The 17,033-nt window shown below is 57.3% G+C and carries 16 protein-coding genes and 1 pseudogene; 13 read left to right on the forward strand and 4 right to left on the reverse strand.

All coding sequences use genetic code 11. From position 1 onward, the window contains the following. Positions 1–261, reverse strand: coding sequence for an MrpF/PhaF family protein (locus FHS21_RS27935; protein WP_112551004.1), 261 nt, complete (start codon positions 259–261; stop codon positions 1–3). After that, a complete protein-coding gene (locus tag FHS21_RS27940) occupies positions 254–787 on the reverse strand; it encodes a Na+/H+ antiporter subunit E (protein ID WP_112551003.1) in 534 nt (177 codons plus the stop codon). The genes FHS21_RS27935 and FHS21_RS27940 overlap by 8 nt, the downstream gene beginning before the upstream one ends. A gap of 406 nt (positions 788–1,193) precedes the next feature. Between FHS21_RS27940 and FHS21_RS27945 the strand changes: the two genes are divergently transcribed. From FHS21_RS27945 to FHS21_RS27975, 8 genes are all read left to right on the forward strand, one after another. Next, positions 1,194–2,780, forward strand: coding sequence for a bactofilin family protein (locus FHS21_RS27945; protein ID WP_246411256.1), 1,587 nt, complete (start codon positions 1,194–1,196; stop codon positions 2,778–2,780). Positions 2,781–3,047: 267 nt separating this feature from the next. Beyond that, complete coding sequence (locus FHS21_RS27950; protein WP_183665197.1) at positions 3,048–4,136, forward strand: efflux RND transporter periplasmic adaptor subunit; 1,089 nt, start codon at positions 3,048–3,050, stop codon at positions 4,134–4,136. Continuing rightward, the gene (locus tag FHS21_RS27955) at positions 4,133–7,210 is read left to right on the forward strand and encodes an efflux RND transporter permease subunit (protein ID WP_183665199.1); all 3,078 of its coding nucleotides are present in this window, start codon (positions 4,133–4,135) and stop codon (positions 7,208–7,210) included. The genes FHS21_RS27950 and FHS21_RS27955 overlap by 4 nt, the downstream gene beginning before the upstream one ends. A gap of 31 nt (positions 7,211–7,241) precedes the next feature. Beyond that, positions 7,242–8,438, forward strand: coding sequence for a sodium/glutamate symporter (gene gltS, locus FHS21_RS27960; RefSeq protein ID WP_183665201.1), 1,197 nt, complete (start codon positions 7,242–7,244; stop codon positions 8,436–8,438). 31 nt (positions 8,439–8,469) lie between these two features. Beyond that, positions 8,470–8,613 (forward strand): hypothetical protein, encoded by a 144-nt coding sequence (locus FHS21_RS27965; protein ID WP_183665203.1) that lies wholly within the window; start codon positions 8,470–8,472, stop codon positions 8,611–8,613. Between the two features lie 264 nt (positions 8,614–8,877). Beyond that, positions 8,878–10,029, forward strand: a complete 1,152-nt coding sequence (locus FHS21_RS27970) for a helix-turn-helix domain-containing protein (protein ID WP_183665205.1) — start codon at positions 8,878–8,880, stop codon at positions 10,027–10,029. 24 nt (positions 10,030–10,053) lie between these two features. After that, positions 10,054–10,179, forward strand: a complete 126-nt coding sequence (locus tag FHS21_RS31285; RefSeq protein WP_281386179.1) for a hypothetical protein — start codon at positions 10,054–10,056, stop codon at positions 10,177–10,179. 47 nt (positions 10,180–10,226) lie between these two features. Next, on the forward strand, positions 10,227–11,402 hold the full coding sequence (locus tag FHS21_RS27975) for an alpha/beta hydrolase (RefSeq protein WP_210283654.1): 1,176 nt from the start codon (positions 10,227–10,229) through the stop codon (positions 11,400–11,402). Between the two features lie 40 nt (positions 11,403–11,442). On the opposite strand, the pseudogene FHS21_RS31730 reads toward FHS21_RS27975, so the two are convergent. Together FHS21_RS31730 and FHS21_RS27980 are read right to left on the reverse strand one after the other, a co-directional pair. Further along, positions 11,443–11,623 (reverse strand): annotated as a pseudogene (locus FHS21_RS31730) (hypothetical protein); the annotation flags it as partial. 17 nt (positions 11,624–11,640) lie between these two features. Further along, positions 11,641–11,955, reverse strand: coding sequence for a hypothetical protein (locus FHS21_RS27980; RefSeq protein ID WP_183665207.1), 315 nt, complete (start codon positions 11,953–11,955; stop codon positions 11,641–11,643). 718 nt (positions 11,956–12,673) lie between these two features. Between FHS21_RS27980 and FHS21_RS27985 the strand changes: the two genes are divergently transcribed. The 5 genes from FHS21_RS27985 (at position 12,674) to FHS21_RS28000 (ending at position 16,861) form a co-directional block, all read left to right on the forward strand. Further along, a complete protein-coding gene (locus FHS21_RS27985) occupies positions 12,674–12,877 on the forward strand; it encodes a hypothetical protein (RefSeq protein WP_112527216.1) in 204 nt (67 codons plus the stop codon). 203 nt (positions 12,878–13,080) lie between these two features. Further along, entirely contained in the window at positions 13,081–13,452 is a 372-nt protein-coding gene (locus FHS21_RS27990) for a nuclear transport factor 2 family protein (RefSeq protein WP_183665209.1), read from the forward strand. 218 nt (positions 13,453–13,670) lie between these two features. Then, on the forward strand, positions 13,671–14,015 hold the full coding sequence (locus FHS21_RS30495; protein WP_210283658.1) for a hypothetical protein: 345 nt from the start codon (positions 13,671–13,673) through the stop codon (positions 14,013–14,015). Then, positions 13,934–14,701 (forward strand): IS110 family RNA-guided transposase, encoded by a 768-nt coding sequence (locus tag FHS21_RS27995; protein WP_210283655.1) that lies wholly within the window; start codon positions 13,934–13,936, stop codon positions 14,699–14,701. Before FHS21_RS30495 ends, FHS21_RS27995 begins: the two co-directional genes overlap by 82 nt. A 555-nt stretch (positions 14,702–15,256) precedes the next feature. Then, positions 15,257–16,861, forward strand: a complete 1,605-nt coding sequence (locus tag FHS21_RS28000; protein ID WP_183665211.1) for a serine hydrolase — start codon at positions 15,257–15,259, stop codon at positions 16,859–16,861. Positions 16,862–17,033 lie beyond the last annotated feature (172 nt).

Raw genomic sequence — 17,033 nt, forward strand, 5'->3', positions numbered from 1 at the left:
CTAAGATCTCCTTTCGAGGAAGCGCGCAATGGCAAGCACGGCCAGGAAGCTCAGCAACCCATAGACCAGCGCAACATCGATATAGACGAAACGACCGGATAGATGGGCGTAGAGTGCTATGAGCGAAATTGAGATCACCGTGAGCATATCGATCGCAACGATTCTGTCGACGATGGTCCTGCCGATGATAAGCCGCACCACACCGCAGGCGATGCCCATAAAAATCAATGCACCAGCTATCTGCAGGATAACGTCAGCCAAAGACTTCTCCCAAGTGTTTCTCGAATGGCCCTGCGATCATTTCGGTCGCAATCTCGGGATCGACGGTTTTGACGTCAAGCCAGTGAATAAACAGCGCATCGTCCTTTATCGCCATGACGAGTGAGCCCGGCGTCAGTGCGATCGAATTGGCAAGGGCCAGTCTTCCGATCGGCGATTTGAGCCGGATATTGATCCTGACGATACCGGGATGAATGTCTATGCGTGGAGAATAGACGTATCGCAGCATGTTCAGGTTGGCTTTCACCAACTCTAAAAAAAACACGCCTGTATAGGCGATGAAATGGAGGACGCTTCGCGGTGTCAGCAGGACGTTCCACCATGTGCCGCTGCGGCGCATGAAAATCCAGTCGACAACCAGTGCAATCACGGCGCCAGTTACCACGATGGGAAGAGCGAGACTCGAATTCAGGATCAGCCAAAGCGAAAACAACAGCAGCCAGAGACTGATCGAGCCGAGCGCCGAACGCGAAACGCTGCTGTCATCGGTCTGACGGTCTGACGGCATTTAAAGCGGCCTTTGTAGACAATCGAGATAATCCATCCGACTGGCGGAAGCGGTCTCTATATAACCGCCTCTATTATAAGCTAAAGTTCCGGAAAAATGCTTCCAATTTGTTGACTATCCTTCGTTTTTATTTGGTCGAAAGCCCTCTTTGTTTCGACGAATGGTATCTAAAGCAAAGATTTGGGACTCAATGCCAATCACAGTGCTTCTGTGGGAAGTTAATGTATTTGAATGGCCACACCTTGGGCAATGCGATTAGGGAAATGACAACATCGAGAACCCTCCGAAAACTGAACCTGAAATCTCCGTTGACTCCAGCCTCGCTGGTTTCCAACCGCTCAGTGCAGCTGAAGCTAAGGTCGTTGCGCATCTGAGTTTGGGAGATTTCGACAGGCTTGGAGATGGCTTGCGCCCAGAGCAGGAGGATCTAGCGCGCACCGTGCGCGCGACGCTATTGCGCTTCCTCATCCTCGGGAATAGCGAATATCATTTGCACGAAAAGGGGCTGAGGCTTAGCGGTGCATGGGTGTCCGGTATTCTCGACCTCGAAGGTTGCCGGATTCCACGCGATATTGGTCTCAAGGACTGCCACTTCGAAGCTTCGCCGATCCTGCGTTCGGCCGTTATCGACAACCTCTTTCTGGACGGGTCGGCCATGCCCGGATTGCAAGCTGATCGTCTCGAGGCGCGTGGGGGTCTGTCCTTCCGCGGCGCGACTATCACGGGAGAAATCCGTCTCTCCGGGGCACGCATCGGTGGTAACATCGAGATAGACGGCGCATCCATCGTCTCGCCCGCAGGCATTGTCCTCGACGCCGGGGGATTGGAGGTTCGCGGTGCGATCCTGTTGCGCGGCGCAGACGTCCGCGGGGGCATTAATTTTTCGGGCGTCCGGCTTGGTGGTGACCTCAACGCAGTCGGCGCACAGATCGAGCGTCCCGGGGAAGTCGCCCTGAACGGGGATGCCATTGTCGCGGGCGGTGACCTCGCCATGCGAGGGGCAACCATCGTCGGCGAGGCCCGCTTACTGGGTGCTCGCTTTGGTGGAGACATCGATTGCACATCGGCGACGCTATCGCAGCCTGGCGGCTACGCATTGAGGCTCAATGGTGCAATCGTCGATGGTGCATTCTTCTTGCGACAGGGTGCATCGGTCGAAGGCACGCTCGACCTGACGGCCACGTCGATCGGAGCGATTGATGACGAACAGGCAAGCTGGCCAAAGACGGGTGATCTGCTACTGAACCGTTGCCAGTATGGCGCGTTCATCGGCGGGCCCGTCGACGCGGCAAGCAGGCTCGATTGGCTGTCGCGTCAGACGCCTGAACGATGGAGCGCGGATTTCTGGCCGCAACCCTACGAGCAGCTTTCGACCGTGCTGCGGGAAATGGGTCACGACGAAGATGCCCGGGCCGTCCTGATCACCAAGGAACGGCTGCAGCGGCGCGCACGGCGGGCGCGCGCAAAAAACCCGGCGCTGCGCGTCGCCCTTGCCACAACGGATGGTATATTGGCCGTAACCCTTCGCTATGGCCGCCAGCCTCTCCTCGCGCTGTTGTGGCTGATCCTGTTTTGGGCGATCGGCATCGGCGTGTTCGCGTTCGCCCAGAAAAATGGTGCCATCAAGCCGAACAGCCCGGTCATCCTCCGTTCACTTGAATGGACCATGTGCGGTCTCCAGCAGACCGACAGCCGCTACATGCCCTCGAGCGGCCAGACTTTCGCTGGACGCGCGGCGACTGGAGAAAATCAGCTTTCCTGCTTCCTCAACCAGCCTGAAGCAGCTAGCTACCCGGAGTTCAACCCGCTCATGTATTCATTGGATGTCCTGTTGCCGGTGCTGTCGATCGGCCAGAAGGAATACTGGCGGCCGGATCCCACAAAACCCAATGGCCAATTCATCCTGAAATACTATTTCTTCCAGTCGGTTGTTGGCTGGGCCTTGAGCCTGCTTGCAGTCGCCGGGTTTTCCGGGCTGGTCAAATCGAAGTAAGTCGGCGCAACGGCATGGGCAATCGCTTCGCCAGCATGTCAAAACGTCGATATCAAGGGAATTCGGCACTAACAGCACATGCGTGCCGCCACGGGCCATCTCTTGGGTTCCCGCTGGAATTGGGATTCCAAGCGCCCATTTGGGATTTCTGACCAATCACAAACCATAGACAGACGTTATAGTCGAAGTGCCTCTCAGATAAGCTTTATCGCATTTAATTTGAGCTTCCCGGAGTGCATGAGGATGCTGGTTTTAGTGAATAGGTCGATGCGAAGGGTGCGTGCGTTTGGCGCGCTGTTTGGTCTTTTGATGGCAGCCACGATGCTTGCCGGATGCCGGGAGGAGACAAAGGAACCCGCCCCGCTCATCCGCCCTGTACGGACCATTACGGTCGAGCACAGCAAGCTTGGCGACAGCGTCAGCCTTACTGGCCATGTCGAGGCTGAGAATCAGGTATCCTTCGCGTTTCGGCTTGGCGGGCGTGTGATCGAACGCTTGGTCAACGTTGGCGATCAGGTCGAGCCAGGACAAATCCTCGCGAAACTCGACCCCCAGAATGAGATCAGTGCACTCCGCACCGCACAGGCCAACCTGGTTGCTGCCGAAGGGCAGCTAGTCAAGACGCGTAACGCGTTTGGAAGACAGGAAACGCTATTGCGGCAGGGTTTTACGACACGCGCCCAATTTGATGCCGCACAACAGGCCATGCGTGCGTCGCAGTCCCAGGTCGACAGTTCGCAAGCCCAGTTGGACAATGCCGAGGATCGCGTGGGTTTCACGGAATTGCACGCGGATGCCGCCGGCAGCGTCACCGCCGTTGGTGCCGAGCCGGGCGAAGTTGTTCAGGCGGGGCAAATGGTCCTCCAGGTCGCCCGACAGGATGGCCGTGACGCCATTTTCGATGTACCGGCACAGCTACTGCGGCAGGCTCCGGAGGCGGCTATCATAGAGGTCACCCTGACCGACGATCCTGCGGTCAAAGCTACAGGACGGGTTCGCGAGGTGGCACCCCAAGCCGATCCGACTACAAGGACGTTCCGGGTGCGCGTCGGCCTGAGCGATACGCCGGAGGCCATGCGACTCGGGTCGACAGTCACCGGACGTGTAACACTCGCTTCGTCGCCGGAGATCGCAATACCCGCCACCGCATTGACCAACTTCAACCGGCAGCCTGCAGTCTGGATCGTGGATCAGGACAAAAAAACCGTGTCGACACGCAATGTCGAAGTGCTTCGCTTTGATCCAGCCACGGTCATCATTGCCCAGGGCCTCAACCCCGGCGAGGTCGTCGTGACCGCCGGCGTTCAGGCCCTGCATGATGGCCAGGAAGTTCGATTGCTTGGGTCAACCCAATGAACGGCTTCAATCTGTCAGCATGGGCACTGAAAAGCCGCTCGCTCGTGATCTATGCGATGATTGCGGTCGTCGTGGCCGGTGCGGCCGCTTTCATCAATCTCGGTCGCAATGAAGACCCGGCGTTTACCATCAAGACGATGGTCGTCAGGGCTGGATGGCCGGGCGCGACGCTCGATGACACCCTGAAACAGGTTACCGAACGGCTGGAGCGCAAGCTTCAAGAGATACCCGAAGTTGATTTTCTGCGCAGCTTTACCAATGCTGGCGTGACAACCATCTTCGTGAACCTCAAGGATGCAACGACGTCGGCGGAAGTTCCTGACGTCTGGTATCAGGTGCGCAAGAGCATCGGGGATATTCGCCCGACATTACCGACCGGCATTGTCGGGCCCGGCTTCGACGACGATTTCGGCGATACATTCGGCATCATATACGGCTTCACCTCGGACGGTTTCACCCAGCGCGAACTTGCCGACTATGTTGATGGCGCTCGCTCGCACTTGCTGCATGTGCCGGATGTTTCCAAAATCGACGTGCTTGGAGCGCAACCAGAACGAATATTTATCGAGTTTTCCACGGAACAGCTCGCCGGTCTCGGCATTGACAGGGCTGCCGTGATCGCAGCGCTCCAGGCACAGAATGTGGTCAGCCCTTCGGGCACTTTGCGCACTTCGGATGAAAGACTGACGCTACGTGTAAGCGGAGCTTTCGATTCGGAAGAGGATCTCCAGGATCTCAACTTTGTTGCAAACGGCAGGCTCGTCCGGTTGCGCGACATCGCCGAAATCCACCGGGCCTACGCAGATCCGCCGCAACCGATGTTTCGTGTTAATGGCAAGCCCGCCATGGGCCTTGCGATTTCCATGCGTGAGGGCGGCGATATTCTGGCATTGGGCCGCAACATCACGGCGGCGATGCAGGAGATCACGGCGGATCTGCCGATCGGCATCGACACTACGCTCGTCGCCAATCAGCCGCAGGTCGTCGACGATGCCATCGGCGAATTCACCACGTCGCTCTGGCAGGCAATCCTCATCATAATGGCCGTCAGTTTCATCAGCCTCGGTATCCGTGCGGGCACCGTTGTTGCTCTCGCCATTCCACTGTCTCTGGCGATGGTGTTCGCGGTCATGCAGATTTTCGGGATAGATCTGCAGCGTGTGTCGCTCGGCGCCCTGATCATTGCGCTCAGTCTGCTGGTGGACGACGCGATGACAACAGTGGATTCCATGACGACGCGGCTCGCACTCGGCGACGAAAAAGAAGAGGCGGCGAGTTTCACGTTCAGGACGCTGGCAGCCGCCATGTTGACCGGCACCCTCGTCACCGCAACGGGTTTCGTCCCGATCGGATTTGCGCAGAGTTCCGCAGGCGAATACACATTCTCGATCTTCGCAGTTGTCAGTATCGCCCTCGTCGTCTCCTGGCTCGGGGCCGTGATTTTCTCTCCTCTCCTCGGTGTAGCCCTGCTCAAGAAGCCGGAGAATACGGAGCCTGGAGAACCATCCATCATTCTTCGCTCTTTCCGTAGCTTGCTCCTCGGCGCTTTGCGCATGCGTTGGCTAACCATCGGGCTGACACTCGCATGTTTCGTGCTCGCGATTCTGGCACTTCCATTCGTGCCGCGGCAGTTCTTTCCATCGTCCGATCGTCCTGAACTGCTTGTCGACATAAGACTGCCGCAAAACGCTTCGATCGAGGCGAGCCAGCAAGCCTCGGACCAACTCGACGAGCTTCTGAAGGATCCCGATGTGGCCCATTGGAGTACCAATGTGGGGCGCGGAGCCATACGTTTCTATTTGCCGCTCAACGTCGAACTGCCCAATGAGTTCTTCTCGCAAGCGGTTGTGGTTGCAAAGGATGTTCCCGGCCGCGAGAGGTTGCGAGCGCGACTGGAAGAGGAATTGGCGGAAAAGGTCCCGAGTGCCATTTCACGCGTCTCACTACTCGAACTCGGGCCACCGGTGGGCTGGCCGGTACAGTACCGCGTCAGTGGCCCCGATCCGCACGAGGTTCGCGCTATCGCCCAGCGCCTGGCGCAGATGCTGGGTGGCAATTCGCAGCTGAAGCGCATCAATTTCGACTGGATCGAACCGGCACGCACGATACGTGTTCACATTGATCAGGATCAGGCGCGCTTATTGGGCCTAAGTTCTCAGGCATTGGCCACTGCCCTCAACACTGTGGTGTCCGGAACAGCCGTGACGCAAGTGCGCGATGATATCTACCTCATCGATGTCGTCGTCCGATCGACCGATGAACAGCGCGTATCACTCGACAATCTGCGCACGCTGCAGTTCCCGCTCGCCAATGGCCGGACCGTTCCGCTCAGCCAGTTTGCCACATTCGAGGTCGATCAGGAATTTCCCGTGATCTGGCGCCGCGACCGCGTTCCAACGCTCACCGTGCAAGCGGACGTCACAGCCGGGTCGTCGCCGGAAGCCATCGTTCAGGAACTCGAACCGGAGATCGAGAAGCTCAACGCAAGCCTGACCGGTCCTTATCGGATCGTGACGGGCGGAACGGTCGAGGAGAGCGCCAAATCCCAAGCTTCGGTCATCGCCGTGGTCCCGATCATGCTGTTCCTGATGATCACTATTCTCATGATCCAGCTGAAGAGTTTCAGCCGCCTGTTTCTGGTGCTGAGCGTTGTCCCGATGGGGCTCATCGGTGTTGTCGGTTCGCTCTTCATCTTCAACAGGCCTTTGGGCTTCGTCGCCATTCTCGGTATTTTATCGCTGCTCGGACTGATCGCGAAGAACGCCGTGATCCTGATCGAACAGATCGAGACAGAACGGGGCAAAGGGACTGAGGTATGGAACGCAGTGATCGATGCCACGGTATCACGGTTCCGTCCCATCATGTTGACCGCCATTTCCACTGTTCTCGGCATGATACCGATAGCCTGGACCATTTTCTGGGGACCGATGGCGATCGCGATCATGGGCGGCCTGCTGGTCGCAACGGTGCTGACTCTCGTCTTCCTGCCAGCCCTCTATGTGGCCGCATTCCGTGTCAAGGAACCGACGAGCAGTGCCACCACCATGCGGCCTGTTTCACATAATCCGGCATAAGAGCCGTGCTCAAGACGAGGTTCGATCGCCAGTGACAAATATCGAATTTCCAGGTTTTGTCAGTCTGACGATAGCGATCGTCGTTTTCTTCATCGGCGCTGGACTGAACGGCCGGATCGCGGCACTACGGCAATGGAACATTCCGGAAGCCGTGACCGGCGGTCTTCTCGCGGCCCTGACAACGCTTCTCGCCTATCGCGTCCTGGGGATTGCGATCTCGTTTGACCTCGCGGCGCGCGACTTGTTGCTCCTCTACTTTTTTACCGGCATCGGTCTGAACGCTCGCCTTGCCGATCTGATCGCGGGTGGCAAGCCGCTGCTGATCCTGCTTGGACTGACGCTGATCTATCTCGTCATCCAGAATCTTATCGCCGCCGGAAGTACCGCCGCCCTCGGAATGCCCGAAGGCATGACCGTTCTTGTCGGCTCAGCGTCCTTGATCGGCGGACATGGCACGACGATTGCGTGGGCCCCGATTCTTGCCGAGCGTTTCGGCCTCACCAACGCGATGGAGATTGGCGTCGCGGCGGCAACTCTAGGTCTTGTCATTGCAAGTCTTGTCGGTGGGCCCGTCGCGGGCCTCTTGATTGCGCGCTACCAGCTTAAAGGTCCTGACGCTGCCCCTTCGATTGGATTAGGGGATGACGACGTCATAGAAGACGACCTCAACCATATTACGCTGCTGCGCACCATCCTCGTCCTCAACGTTGCGGTCCTTATCGGCTACACGGTCGATGAGCTATTGGCTGACTTGGGGTTTCGTCTACCCCTCTTCGTCGCCTGCCTCCTGTCTGCCATCGTCTTGACCAATGTCATTCCGCGGATCATGCCGACCCTGTTCTGGCCGACGCGGACGCGCGCGTTGGCCCTTGTCTCCGACCTTTCGCTGAGCATCTTTCTTGCAATGTCGCTGATGAGCATGCAACTCTGGACCCTCGGAGGGCTTGGGCCGTCGCTGCTTCTGATCCTCGCGCTCCAGACGGTTGCAGCGATTGCCTACATACTCTTCGTTGTATTCCCGCTGATGGGTCGCAACTACGACGCCGCGGTGATTGCCGGCGGCTTCAGTGGCATAAGCCTTGGGGCGACGCCGACTGCCATCGCCAATATGACTGCCATTACCAAACTGCACGGCGCGGCACCGATGGCCTTCATTATCCTACCACTGGTGTCAGCTTTTTTCATCGATATCGCAAATGCGTTCGCGATCGGCTTTCTCGTCAATTGAGCAGGGTTAGCGCCAGCGGTTGATACGGCACATGTCCCTGTTCCCGGGCGCATTCATTGGCGTCCCCATACTCATCGCGTTCATCATCTACTGCGAGAAATCGTCCGTGGCGAAATGGATTGCCGTGTTGCTGTCGGCAAAGGCTTTTGACAATTCCGACAGAACTTCGATCTAATTTCGAACACGTTCAGGTAGAGAGGCCACCGTTTTTGCAACCTGTTTCGTAACAGTTACGTACTGAACAGACTGCCGGAGTTGTGCCACACTTGGGAAGTCGGGCATTTGTAACTGCGCGATACCTTACTCTTGTGGTTTTTTGGAGCAGCCATGCCTGTACTTCCCCCAACAAAATGGATCGAAGTACTATTATGCTCGTCTCTAACAATGAGACAGCGCCCCCTATTTGCACGTTGTTCCGGGTACGACAAATGGTGAAATCATGAACGCGCATGATCATATCGTGCCATCGGATGCATCACTCGATAAAAACTTCGGACACGCGGCAGCGGGGTCTGCCATCAACTGCCCTCCTCCGCAACCGAAGCGGACGTCTTCCGGCGCCTTTTCTATTCCCGCGTTCAAGTTTGATACCAGCGGCGTGCCGATTGACCATCAGTATGAGTCGTGGCGCAAAAGCTTCTCCTCGCTGCTCGAGCTTGGCGAATGCAGGGACAGGTCCCGCGGCTTTGAAGGAAAGCAGACGGTCTGGGATCTCGGCAGCCTGGCGTTCTCGCGGATCAGAACCAGCGCACTCGAGTTTGCAAGTGTCCCAGGTCACACACGCAGGGAAGCGCTCGATCACTGGGCATTGACCCTTCCACTCGGCGGTTCGATCAGCACCGAGGGCCCGGCAGGAAGCTTTCAAGGCGGCGCCGGCATCGTCCAGGTCCATTCGCTGGGCCGTTGGTTTGAGGGGAGTGTAACAGATAGCGACATGCTGGTTCTGTTTGTTCCCCGAGATTCCGATCCAGAAGTGGCTCGTGCCCTCAGCGCGGCCGAATTCTCCTCTGTAGACACGGCTATGGGACGGCTATTGTCCGACTATTTCATCGGATTGGCCAAGCGGCTGCCGGCGGTCGAGGCCGACAATCTCCCTGAACTCGTGGGCGCGACGCAGGCGATGATCCGGGCGTGCCTCCTGCCATCGCCAGGCAACATCGAGGAGGCTCAGGCACCTATCGCCCGCGTGTTGCTCGAAAAGGCACGCCGCATAGTGCAATCCAGATTGTTTGACCCATCGTTCAATGCCAATGCGTTGCGGCGTGACCTCGCGATTTCACGCACAGGGCTTTATCGGATGTTCGAGCCGTTCGGCGGCGTGATGCATTACCTGCAGCACCAGCGTCTCCTCGATGCACACGCAGCATTGGCCGACCCGAACGACAAACGTCGTATTATTGAGATCGCCGAGCAGCGCTGTTTCAGTGATGGCGCAGAGTTCAGCCGGGCATTCAAGAGGGAGTTCGGCTATACGCCAAGCGAAGTGAGAGCGGGCCGCAAGAGCGGTGTGCCGCGCAGGCCAGCAGGCGAAATCGCCACCGCAGCTCCTGAAGAACGCCTCGGATTGCTGTTACGCAAGCTTCACGGTTGATCTGCACCAACGATGAGGTTTTCGATGCGTCATGATGATCTGGACGAGCGGCTGAGAAAACTGGGCGTGAACGTCGGGCCCTTCACGTTCACCGTCGTGTTCCTGATCGGTGTTGCCCTTGCCGTCGGCATCGGTTGGCTCCTGTATTAGCGGTCGCAGACGTAGTGCCAGCAGTCGAGGGCGAATTGGATAGGCACATGGTGTTCAGTCGAAGCATTTCGATACTCCGTACAATCACGCTGATCTTCATTGTGGGCGGTGTTGCGGCATGCGCGTCACCGGCCCGGGGTGTCTTAGCGCCCGTCAGCATCGCGGCGTCTGACACGACAAAGGTCGATCTGCTGGTTGCGACAACACGGGCGCCGACGTCGCAAAAGGGTGTATTCTTTACGGGCGAGCGGGGTCACGATCTTAACCTCGCCAACGTCGTCGTCTCAATTCCGCCCAACCGCAATCCGGGAACAATCCAATGGCCGCGTCGGCTTCCAGGCGACCCTGAGCGAAACTTTGTGACCACCGCCGTAGACACCATCAACGTTCGGGACATCCGAACCTGGTATCGGGAGCATGCGGCGAGTGGCAGGCGCGTTCTGATCTTCGTGCATGGGTTCAACACGCGTTTCGAAGACGCGGTCTTTCGTTTCGCGCAAATTGTCCACGACTCGCGCGCCGAGGTGACCCCCGTGTTGTTTTCCTGGCCATCGCGTGGGGCTTTGCTCGACTACAACTACGATAGGGAAAGCACCAATTTCTCCCGCTCCGAATTGGGCTACGTCATTCAACAGGCGGTCAATAGCCCCGACGTATCCGAGATCACGATCATGGCTCATTCAATGGGCAGTTGGCCGGTAATGGAAGCCCTGCGTGACATAGCGATGCAAGGCAGGCGAATATCGCCGAAGATCACGGACGTCATTCTCGCTTCGCCGGATCTCGATATCGATGTCTTTCGGAAACAGCTGATCGATATCGGGCGAGAACGGCCACATATATCGATCTTCGTGTCTGCAAACGACAGAGCGCTTCGGCTTTCCCGACTGATATCGGGGCAAGTGACGCGCGTTGGCGGAGTGGACCTTACAAACGCAAGCTATAAAGCCCAGTTAAAGATGGCATCCGGGATCACAGTGTATGACCTCAGTGCGCTGCGAAACGGTGACAGCCTCAACCACACGCAGTTTGCGACAAGCCCCGAAGTCGTCCGGCTCTTTGGCGAGCGGCTGCTGAGGGGGCAATCACTCTCTGACGCCGATCCAAACATGCCCGGCAACTTTGGTGCCACCGCCGTCGAAGCCGGCCTGGCAATCGGCACGGTGACGGGAGCTGCCCTAAGCGCGCCTATCCGCATCTTTGAAAGCACGGTGCGTCGATAGCACCGTACGTTCATGATCTCTTGTTTATTCTGCCATCTTTCAACGCCTGCCCGTGCTCGCCCCGGGGGATGGCCTGCCCGTTTACGCCCGCGGCAGGAAACAGGTTGTAGCGGCTGATGGCACTGGGGCCATAGGCCGTCGATGCGGTCAAGAGCGCTTGCAAGGAGTGCCCCGCTTTGGCTACGGACTCGCAGCCTCTGAATGTGCTCTATCCGGGTTCGGACCGAACGAACCTGAACTATCTCCTTCTTCCAATCCTGCGCACATCGACGACGCGGCCATTGCTTTGCCTGACGGCAATCTCGAAACGGGAATTTCCACGTAATGCGCGATAAATAAAGAACCGACCACGGCAATCCATGCGCCTTATGTTGCGGAAACCGCGATTGCGGAGCAACCTTTCGCCCTGGCTGCAGGTTATTCCCCTGCCTCTGTTGAGATTGGTGCCGATGGTGATGCTGACGGACTGGGCAATGGCAGCGGTAGGCAGCGCCACAGGCGTCATCAACAGGCTGAGAACAAGTCCCAGCGATACAAACACATTCTTTCCCAAGCTTTCCTCCACGACAATTGATGGTCGGAGCAACGACGGTGCCGCCCTTGCCGTTAGTTCAATGCGATTAGGTCAGCACGGCCAGAGCAGATGGCACAGTACGTAACAGTTACATACTGAATGATTGAAGATGTTCTGTAGTTCCTCAGGTCTAATACTCCCAACCGTCATGTCTTGAATGCCGCGAGTGTTGTGGACAGATCAACCAATTCTGCGTAAGTCGACGACCCTGCCGTTGTGGCGATTGACTGCGATTTCAAAACGGCGGCCTGCCTGCCATGCCCGATAGACAAAGAACCGCCCGCGGCAATCGACACGCCAAACATCGTGAAAGCCGCGTTGCCTCAACCGATTGGCACCTAACTCGCAAACGATTGGACGCCCCCTATTCAGGCTTGTCCCAACGCTAAGAGCAGGCTGGGCGGCGTTGGCGATATCGAGCCCAATGACAGGTGACAGTACAAGACAAAGGTATAGTGCCCTGATGAAAGACCTTGGCATGCTTCCCTCCCTGGAAAGGATCTCGATACCGGAAAATTAGACCATCCGGCTACGACTGTGACCTGCGCGGAATCCCGAATCTTCGCTTTAAGTGTATTTAGCGGCGACCTCGAACATTCGCTTGCTCGTTCGTTGAGCGGCGACCCGAGCACTGATAGCATGCACGCTACCGTTTGGGGGTCATGGTATCCCTGAAACAAAGCGTTGGAGGTTCATCATGGCTGCAATCGATGACAAACCGATCTCATTGTTCAAAAAGCTTGGCGGGTTGATTGCCATCATATTGGGCTTTCTGCTGGCAGCTGTTGGCTATAGAGATGGATCGACCGAATACTTGACGTTGGGAATTGTGCTGATCGCGATTGGTCTGGTGCTCATCGTTCTCATGATCGTCCGACGGAACAAGGGGCGGCATGTTTGACGCATTCCGACTTTACTCTGCAGGTCGCTGGAGTGCCGCCTAAAGGTATTAACCCCGAGCCGAACGGTGGGCCAAGAGTGCATCCCCGGGATAGACGATGATCTGCTTATCCGAGGGACAAGGTTCCCATAGGGAATATGAGCGAATGAAATCCTGCCGGTGCGGTTCTATCGCCAGCAACACCAACTGAATGGAGATGCGGTATGGACATTCGATCGACACTGACTGAGTTATGTGAGGCCTTCAACGCGCACGATCTTGATCGGATCATGACATTCTTTTCTGATGATTGTGCATTGGAGATGCCGCGGGGAAACGATCCTTGGGGTTCTCGTTTCGAGGGTAAACGGAACGTACGCGAAGCGCTGGCAACGCGCTTTGAGGGCCTGCCCAATGTTCACTACGGCAACGAACAGCATTTTGTAGATTCGGATACCGAGACTGGCATCTCAAAATGGACCCTCACAGGCACCACTCTCGATGGGGCAAAAAAGGAAGTCCAAGGTTGTGACTTCTATTCATTTCGCAACGGCAAGGTCGTACGCAAAGACTCATACTGGAAGATAATGGAGTGAAGCACGTCCACGCCAACCCGGGACGATCCTAGTCCTCTTTGGAAGACTGGAGGAGGACTCCAGATGACGATTCGAAGGGAACGGAGTGAGCGGCGGCTTTGCGCCAGAAGCAGCCATTGCGTAGTGCCTGCTACTTGCCAACAGCATGTGTAATCGGGCGGTCCCACCAGGGACGAGTTCCCACTACTATTTCGGCTTGGCCGAGATGAAGGGAGACGATGATGTTTTATGCTGCTTTGGACGTGTCACTGCGCTCAGTGGCGATCTGCATCATTAACCAGGATGGAAAGGTTCGACTTGAGCGATCCGTCCCATCTGACGTGCGGGACCTGGTTCGCTGCCTGAGCGAGTTTGGCGAACCGATCCATCAGGTTGGGCTGGAGGCTGGCACGCTCACCCAACATCTGACCTACGGATTGAAAGAAGCGGGGTTCGACGTCGTGTGCATGGAGGCTCGGCAGGTCAATGCCGCTCTTCGGCCATGCGCAACAAGACCGACAAACATGACGCTCGCGGCATCGCTCAAATCCTGCGATCGGGTTGGTATAGTCGGGTGCATGTAAAGAGTGTCGAAAGCCATTACATCCGAGCGCTGCTTACCAGCCGCAAGGTCATGCAGCGGAAGTGCATCGATCTTGAGAACGAAATCCGTGGGCTGCTGAAGGTCTTCGGCGTCAAGCTGCCGATGCGTCTGGCGCGCGGTGCATTCGACGCGGCAGTCCGCGACACCATCGAAAACGATCCAGCACTAAGCCATGCCCTCCTGCCAATGTTGCAGGCCAGACAGATGCTCATGGAAACCTTTCTCGAACTCGATCGACGTGTTCGAAGGGCAGCCCGCGAAGACGCTATGTGCATGCGGTTCATGGGCATCCCAGGCGTCGGCGAGATAACAGCTCTAAGCTTCAAGGCCGCAGTCGACGATCCGACCCGCTTCAAAAGCTCGCGCACCGTTGGAGCCCACTTCGGGCTGACGCCGCGGCGTTTCCAGTCCGGCGAGAAAGACAATCCCGGCCACATCTCACATGCAGGCGATACTGACGTACGGGCGACGCTCTATGCTGCCGCTAACGCGATGCTGATGCGGTCAGTCGCCTGGAACAGCCTGAAGGCCTGGGGCGTGCGGCTGATGAAGACCAAGGGCCGGCGGAGAGCTATCGTCGCTGTCGCTCGCAAGATTGCCGTCGTGCTTCACCGCATGTGGATCGACGGCACAGAGCTCCGGTTCGGATCGGAGGCCACAGTATGAGCTGATATAGCCCTCGAGTTCGATCCTGGCCGGATCGTCCCATGCGGACGACGGGATGGATGAAGCCGTTAATGACTGCTGCGCTTCGAGCGCGCCCAACAGCGAGGCTCTCCAGACCCTGATCCCATGCATGCGTGCAGCGGCTCCAAACCCAAGCGAGCCAATAGACTGCGAAGAGAAGCGTGACCCGCGTGAACGATCAGGCCGCCGAAAATTAGAAATGAGCTTGACCCCAATGCCCGATTAGAGAAGCTGTCATTGTCATCGCGACCACAGGATTCGATCTTCAGATTTCCCCGTTGAAACCATGCTCATGGACCTCATTCAATACGATTTGCAACGTAGCCAACACGATCGTTGCAGCGATACATCTCCGCCACGAATAAGTTAGTGTGCCTGAGTGTGGTGCACGATGATTCCATCTGTTCCTTAAACTATACGGCCGAGACTGCGTCTCAATAACAGTAAAACCTCCAGGTTCATCGCGAAGGAAAGTCGAGCACGCATCACACAGTTCGTGTATCGTTAGGCCATCACCATGCGAGGGGAATGGAGATGACCGAAGCTGCAAAGCGATATGCCAGGCATATCCGCGTCTTGTGCCTGCAACTTCTCGTTGGCGTAGTGTTGGTGGGCATTGCACCAATTGCCAGCCAGGCCCAGTCTTTCGAGCACGCGACAAAAGGCAAGATCTTGGCAGCTTTGCCAAAGTTGGAAGAGGCGGCGCAACAAGTCATCGCCAATGGCGGGGTCCCGGGTATTTCTATTGCCGTCGTCTATCAGGATGAGGTGGTCTACTTGAAAGGCTTCGGCGTCAGGGAAGAAGGGAAGAGTGATCTGGTCGACGCCGATACGGTGTTTCAGCTTGCCTCGTTCTCCAAGCCGATGGCCTCGACCGTCGTGGCGGCGATTGTGAGCGAAGGGGTGGCGAGTTGGGATTCGCGGATTGTCGACATCGATCCATCCTTCCAGCTTTACGACGCCTATCCGACCGCACAAGTGACCGTGCGCGATCTCTTCTCTCACCGCAGCGGCCTACCCGGAGGGGCCGGAAACGAACTCGAAGAGATCGGCTATGACCGCGACGCGATTCTTCAGCGGCTCCGTCAGGTTAAGCCGTCGAGTAGTTTTCGGTCAGAGTACTCCTACAGCAATTTCGGCCTTACCGCAGGTGCGGTCGCCGTAGCAAAAGCGGCAGGCATGAGCTGGGAGAATGCGGCAGATGCGAAGCTCTACAAACCGCTTGGAATGTCATCAACCAGCTCGCGCTATGCCGATTTCCTGACGCGAACAAACCGCGCCACGCTCCACGTTCCGCTCGACGGCAAATGGCGCGCGCTGGCCAAACGCGACCCCGACCCGCAGTCACCTGCAGGCGGCGTCAGCTCCGATGCGCGGGACCTTGCTCAATGGATGCGGCTTCAGCTCGGCAATGGGAATTATAATGGCAAGCCACTCATCGACGGAGACGCGATTGGCCAGACCCATCTGCCGCTGATGGCGCGCGGCAAGAACCCGGTGTCCGGCGGATGGTCCTTCTACGGTCTCGGCTGGAATGTGGAGTATGGCCGGTATGGCGAGGGTTGGAGCCATGCCGGCGCGTTCAGCACCGGCGCCCGAACACTGGTCAGTCTGCTTCCGGCAGAAGAGCTCGGCATCGTCGTCCTTACCAACGCCTTCCCAACCGGCGTGCCCGAAGGTCTTGCCGACACGTTCTTCGAGCTCGTGATGACCGGAAAGACGACGCAGGACTGGGTTATCAAATGGAACAACATCTACGGGCAGCTCTTTGGGCCGGCGATCGAGGCCGCGATCAAGCGTTACGGGACACCGCCCGTCTCCCCGCTGCCAGCGCTGCCGCTGTCTGCCTATGCCGGCACCTACTTCAATCCTTATATTGGCAAGGCAGTAGTAGCCGAAAAAGATGGCACGCTTGAAATTCGCCTTGGACCGGAAGGCAAGGCGGTTTTCCCGCTCAGCCATTTTGACAGAGACCTTTACACCTACCGGCCGTCTGCCGAGATGCCAAACATGCCCGTTGCGGTCACGTTCGAAATTGGGTCAGATCAAAAGGCGGCTCAGGTCAAGATCGATGACCTGAACGAGTTTGAACTTGGCGTGTTGACTCGCATCGAGACTGATCGCCCCGCATGGCCTTAGCCTCGCTCCCGCAGCCAAGAGCCATCTTGGAAGCGCTTGGAACGTAGCTTGAACGGAGGTTGTACCTCGGCCACATTCACGCACCCACATAGAAACAGGGCAGGCTCAGCGTTCACCTATTCTAATCCGGCAGTGTTATATATGCATTCGCCGTCTGTGGAAGGTCTTCCAA

The sequence above is a fragment of the Phyllobacterium trifolii genome, from assembly GCF_014192095.1.
Taxonomy (GTDB): Bacteria; Pseudomonadota; Alphaproteobacteria; order Rhizobiales; family Rhizobiaceae; genus Phyllobacterium; species Phyllobacterium trifolii.

Excerpts from the sequence above, each read along its gene's own strand:
- FHS21_RS27950 (WP_183665197.1), top strand. The coding sequence starts at position 3,048 with ATGCGAAGGGTGCGTGCGTTTGGCGCGCTGTTTGGTCTTTTGATGGCA.
- FHS21_RS27990 (WP_183665209.1), top strand. The coding sequence starts at position 13,081 with ATGGACATTCGATCGACACTGACTGAGTTATGTGAGGCCTTCAACGCG.
- FHS21_RS31285 (WP_281386179.1), top strand. The coding sequence starts at position 10,054 with ATGCGTCATGATGATCTGGACGAGCGGCTGAGAAAACTGGGCGTGAAC.
- FHS21_RS27955 (WP_183665199.1), top strand. The coding sequence starts at position 4,133 with ATGAACGGCTTCAATCTGTCAGCATGGGCACTGAAAAGCCGCTCGCTC.
- FHS21_RS27995 (WP_210283655.1), top strand. The coding sequence starts at position 13,934 with ATGCGCAACAAGACCGACAAACATGACGCTCGCGGCATCGCTCAAATC.
- FHS21_RS28000 (WP_183665211.1), top strand. The coding sequence starts at position 15,257 with ATGACCGAAGCTGCAAAGCGATATGCCAGGCATATCCGCGTCTTGTGC.
- FHS21_RS27985 (WP_112527216.1), top strand. The coding sequence starts at position 12,674 with ATGGCTGCAATCGATGACAAACCGATCTCATTGTTCAAAAAGCTTGGC.
- FHS21_RS30495 (WP_210283658.1), top strand. The coding sequence starts at position 13,671 with ATGATGTTTTATGCTGCTTTGGACGTGTCACTGCGCTCAGTGGCGATC.
- FHS21_RS27970 (WP_183665205.1), top strand. The coding sequence starts at position 8,878 with ATGAACGCGCATGATCATATCGTGCCATCGGATGCATCACTCGATAAA.
- FHS21_RS27975 (WP_210283654.1), top strand. The coding sequence starts at position 10,227 with ATGGTGTTCAGTCGAAGCATTTCGATACTCCGTACAATCACGCTGATC.
- FHS21_RS27965 (WP_183665203.1), top strand. The coding sequence starts at position 8,470 with ATGTCCCTGTTCCCGGGCGCATTCATTGGCGTCCCCATACTCATCGCG.
- FHS21_RS27940 (WP_112551003.1), bottom strand. The coding sequence starts at position 787 with ATGCCGTCAGACCGTCAGACCGATGACAGCAGCGTTTCGCGTTCGGCG.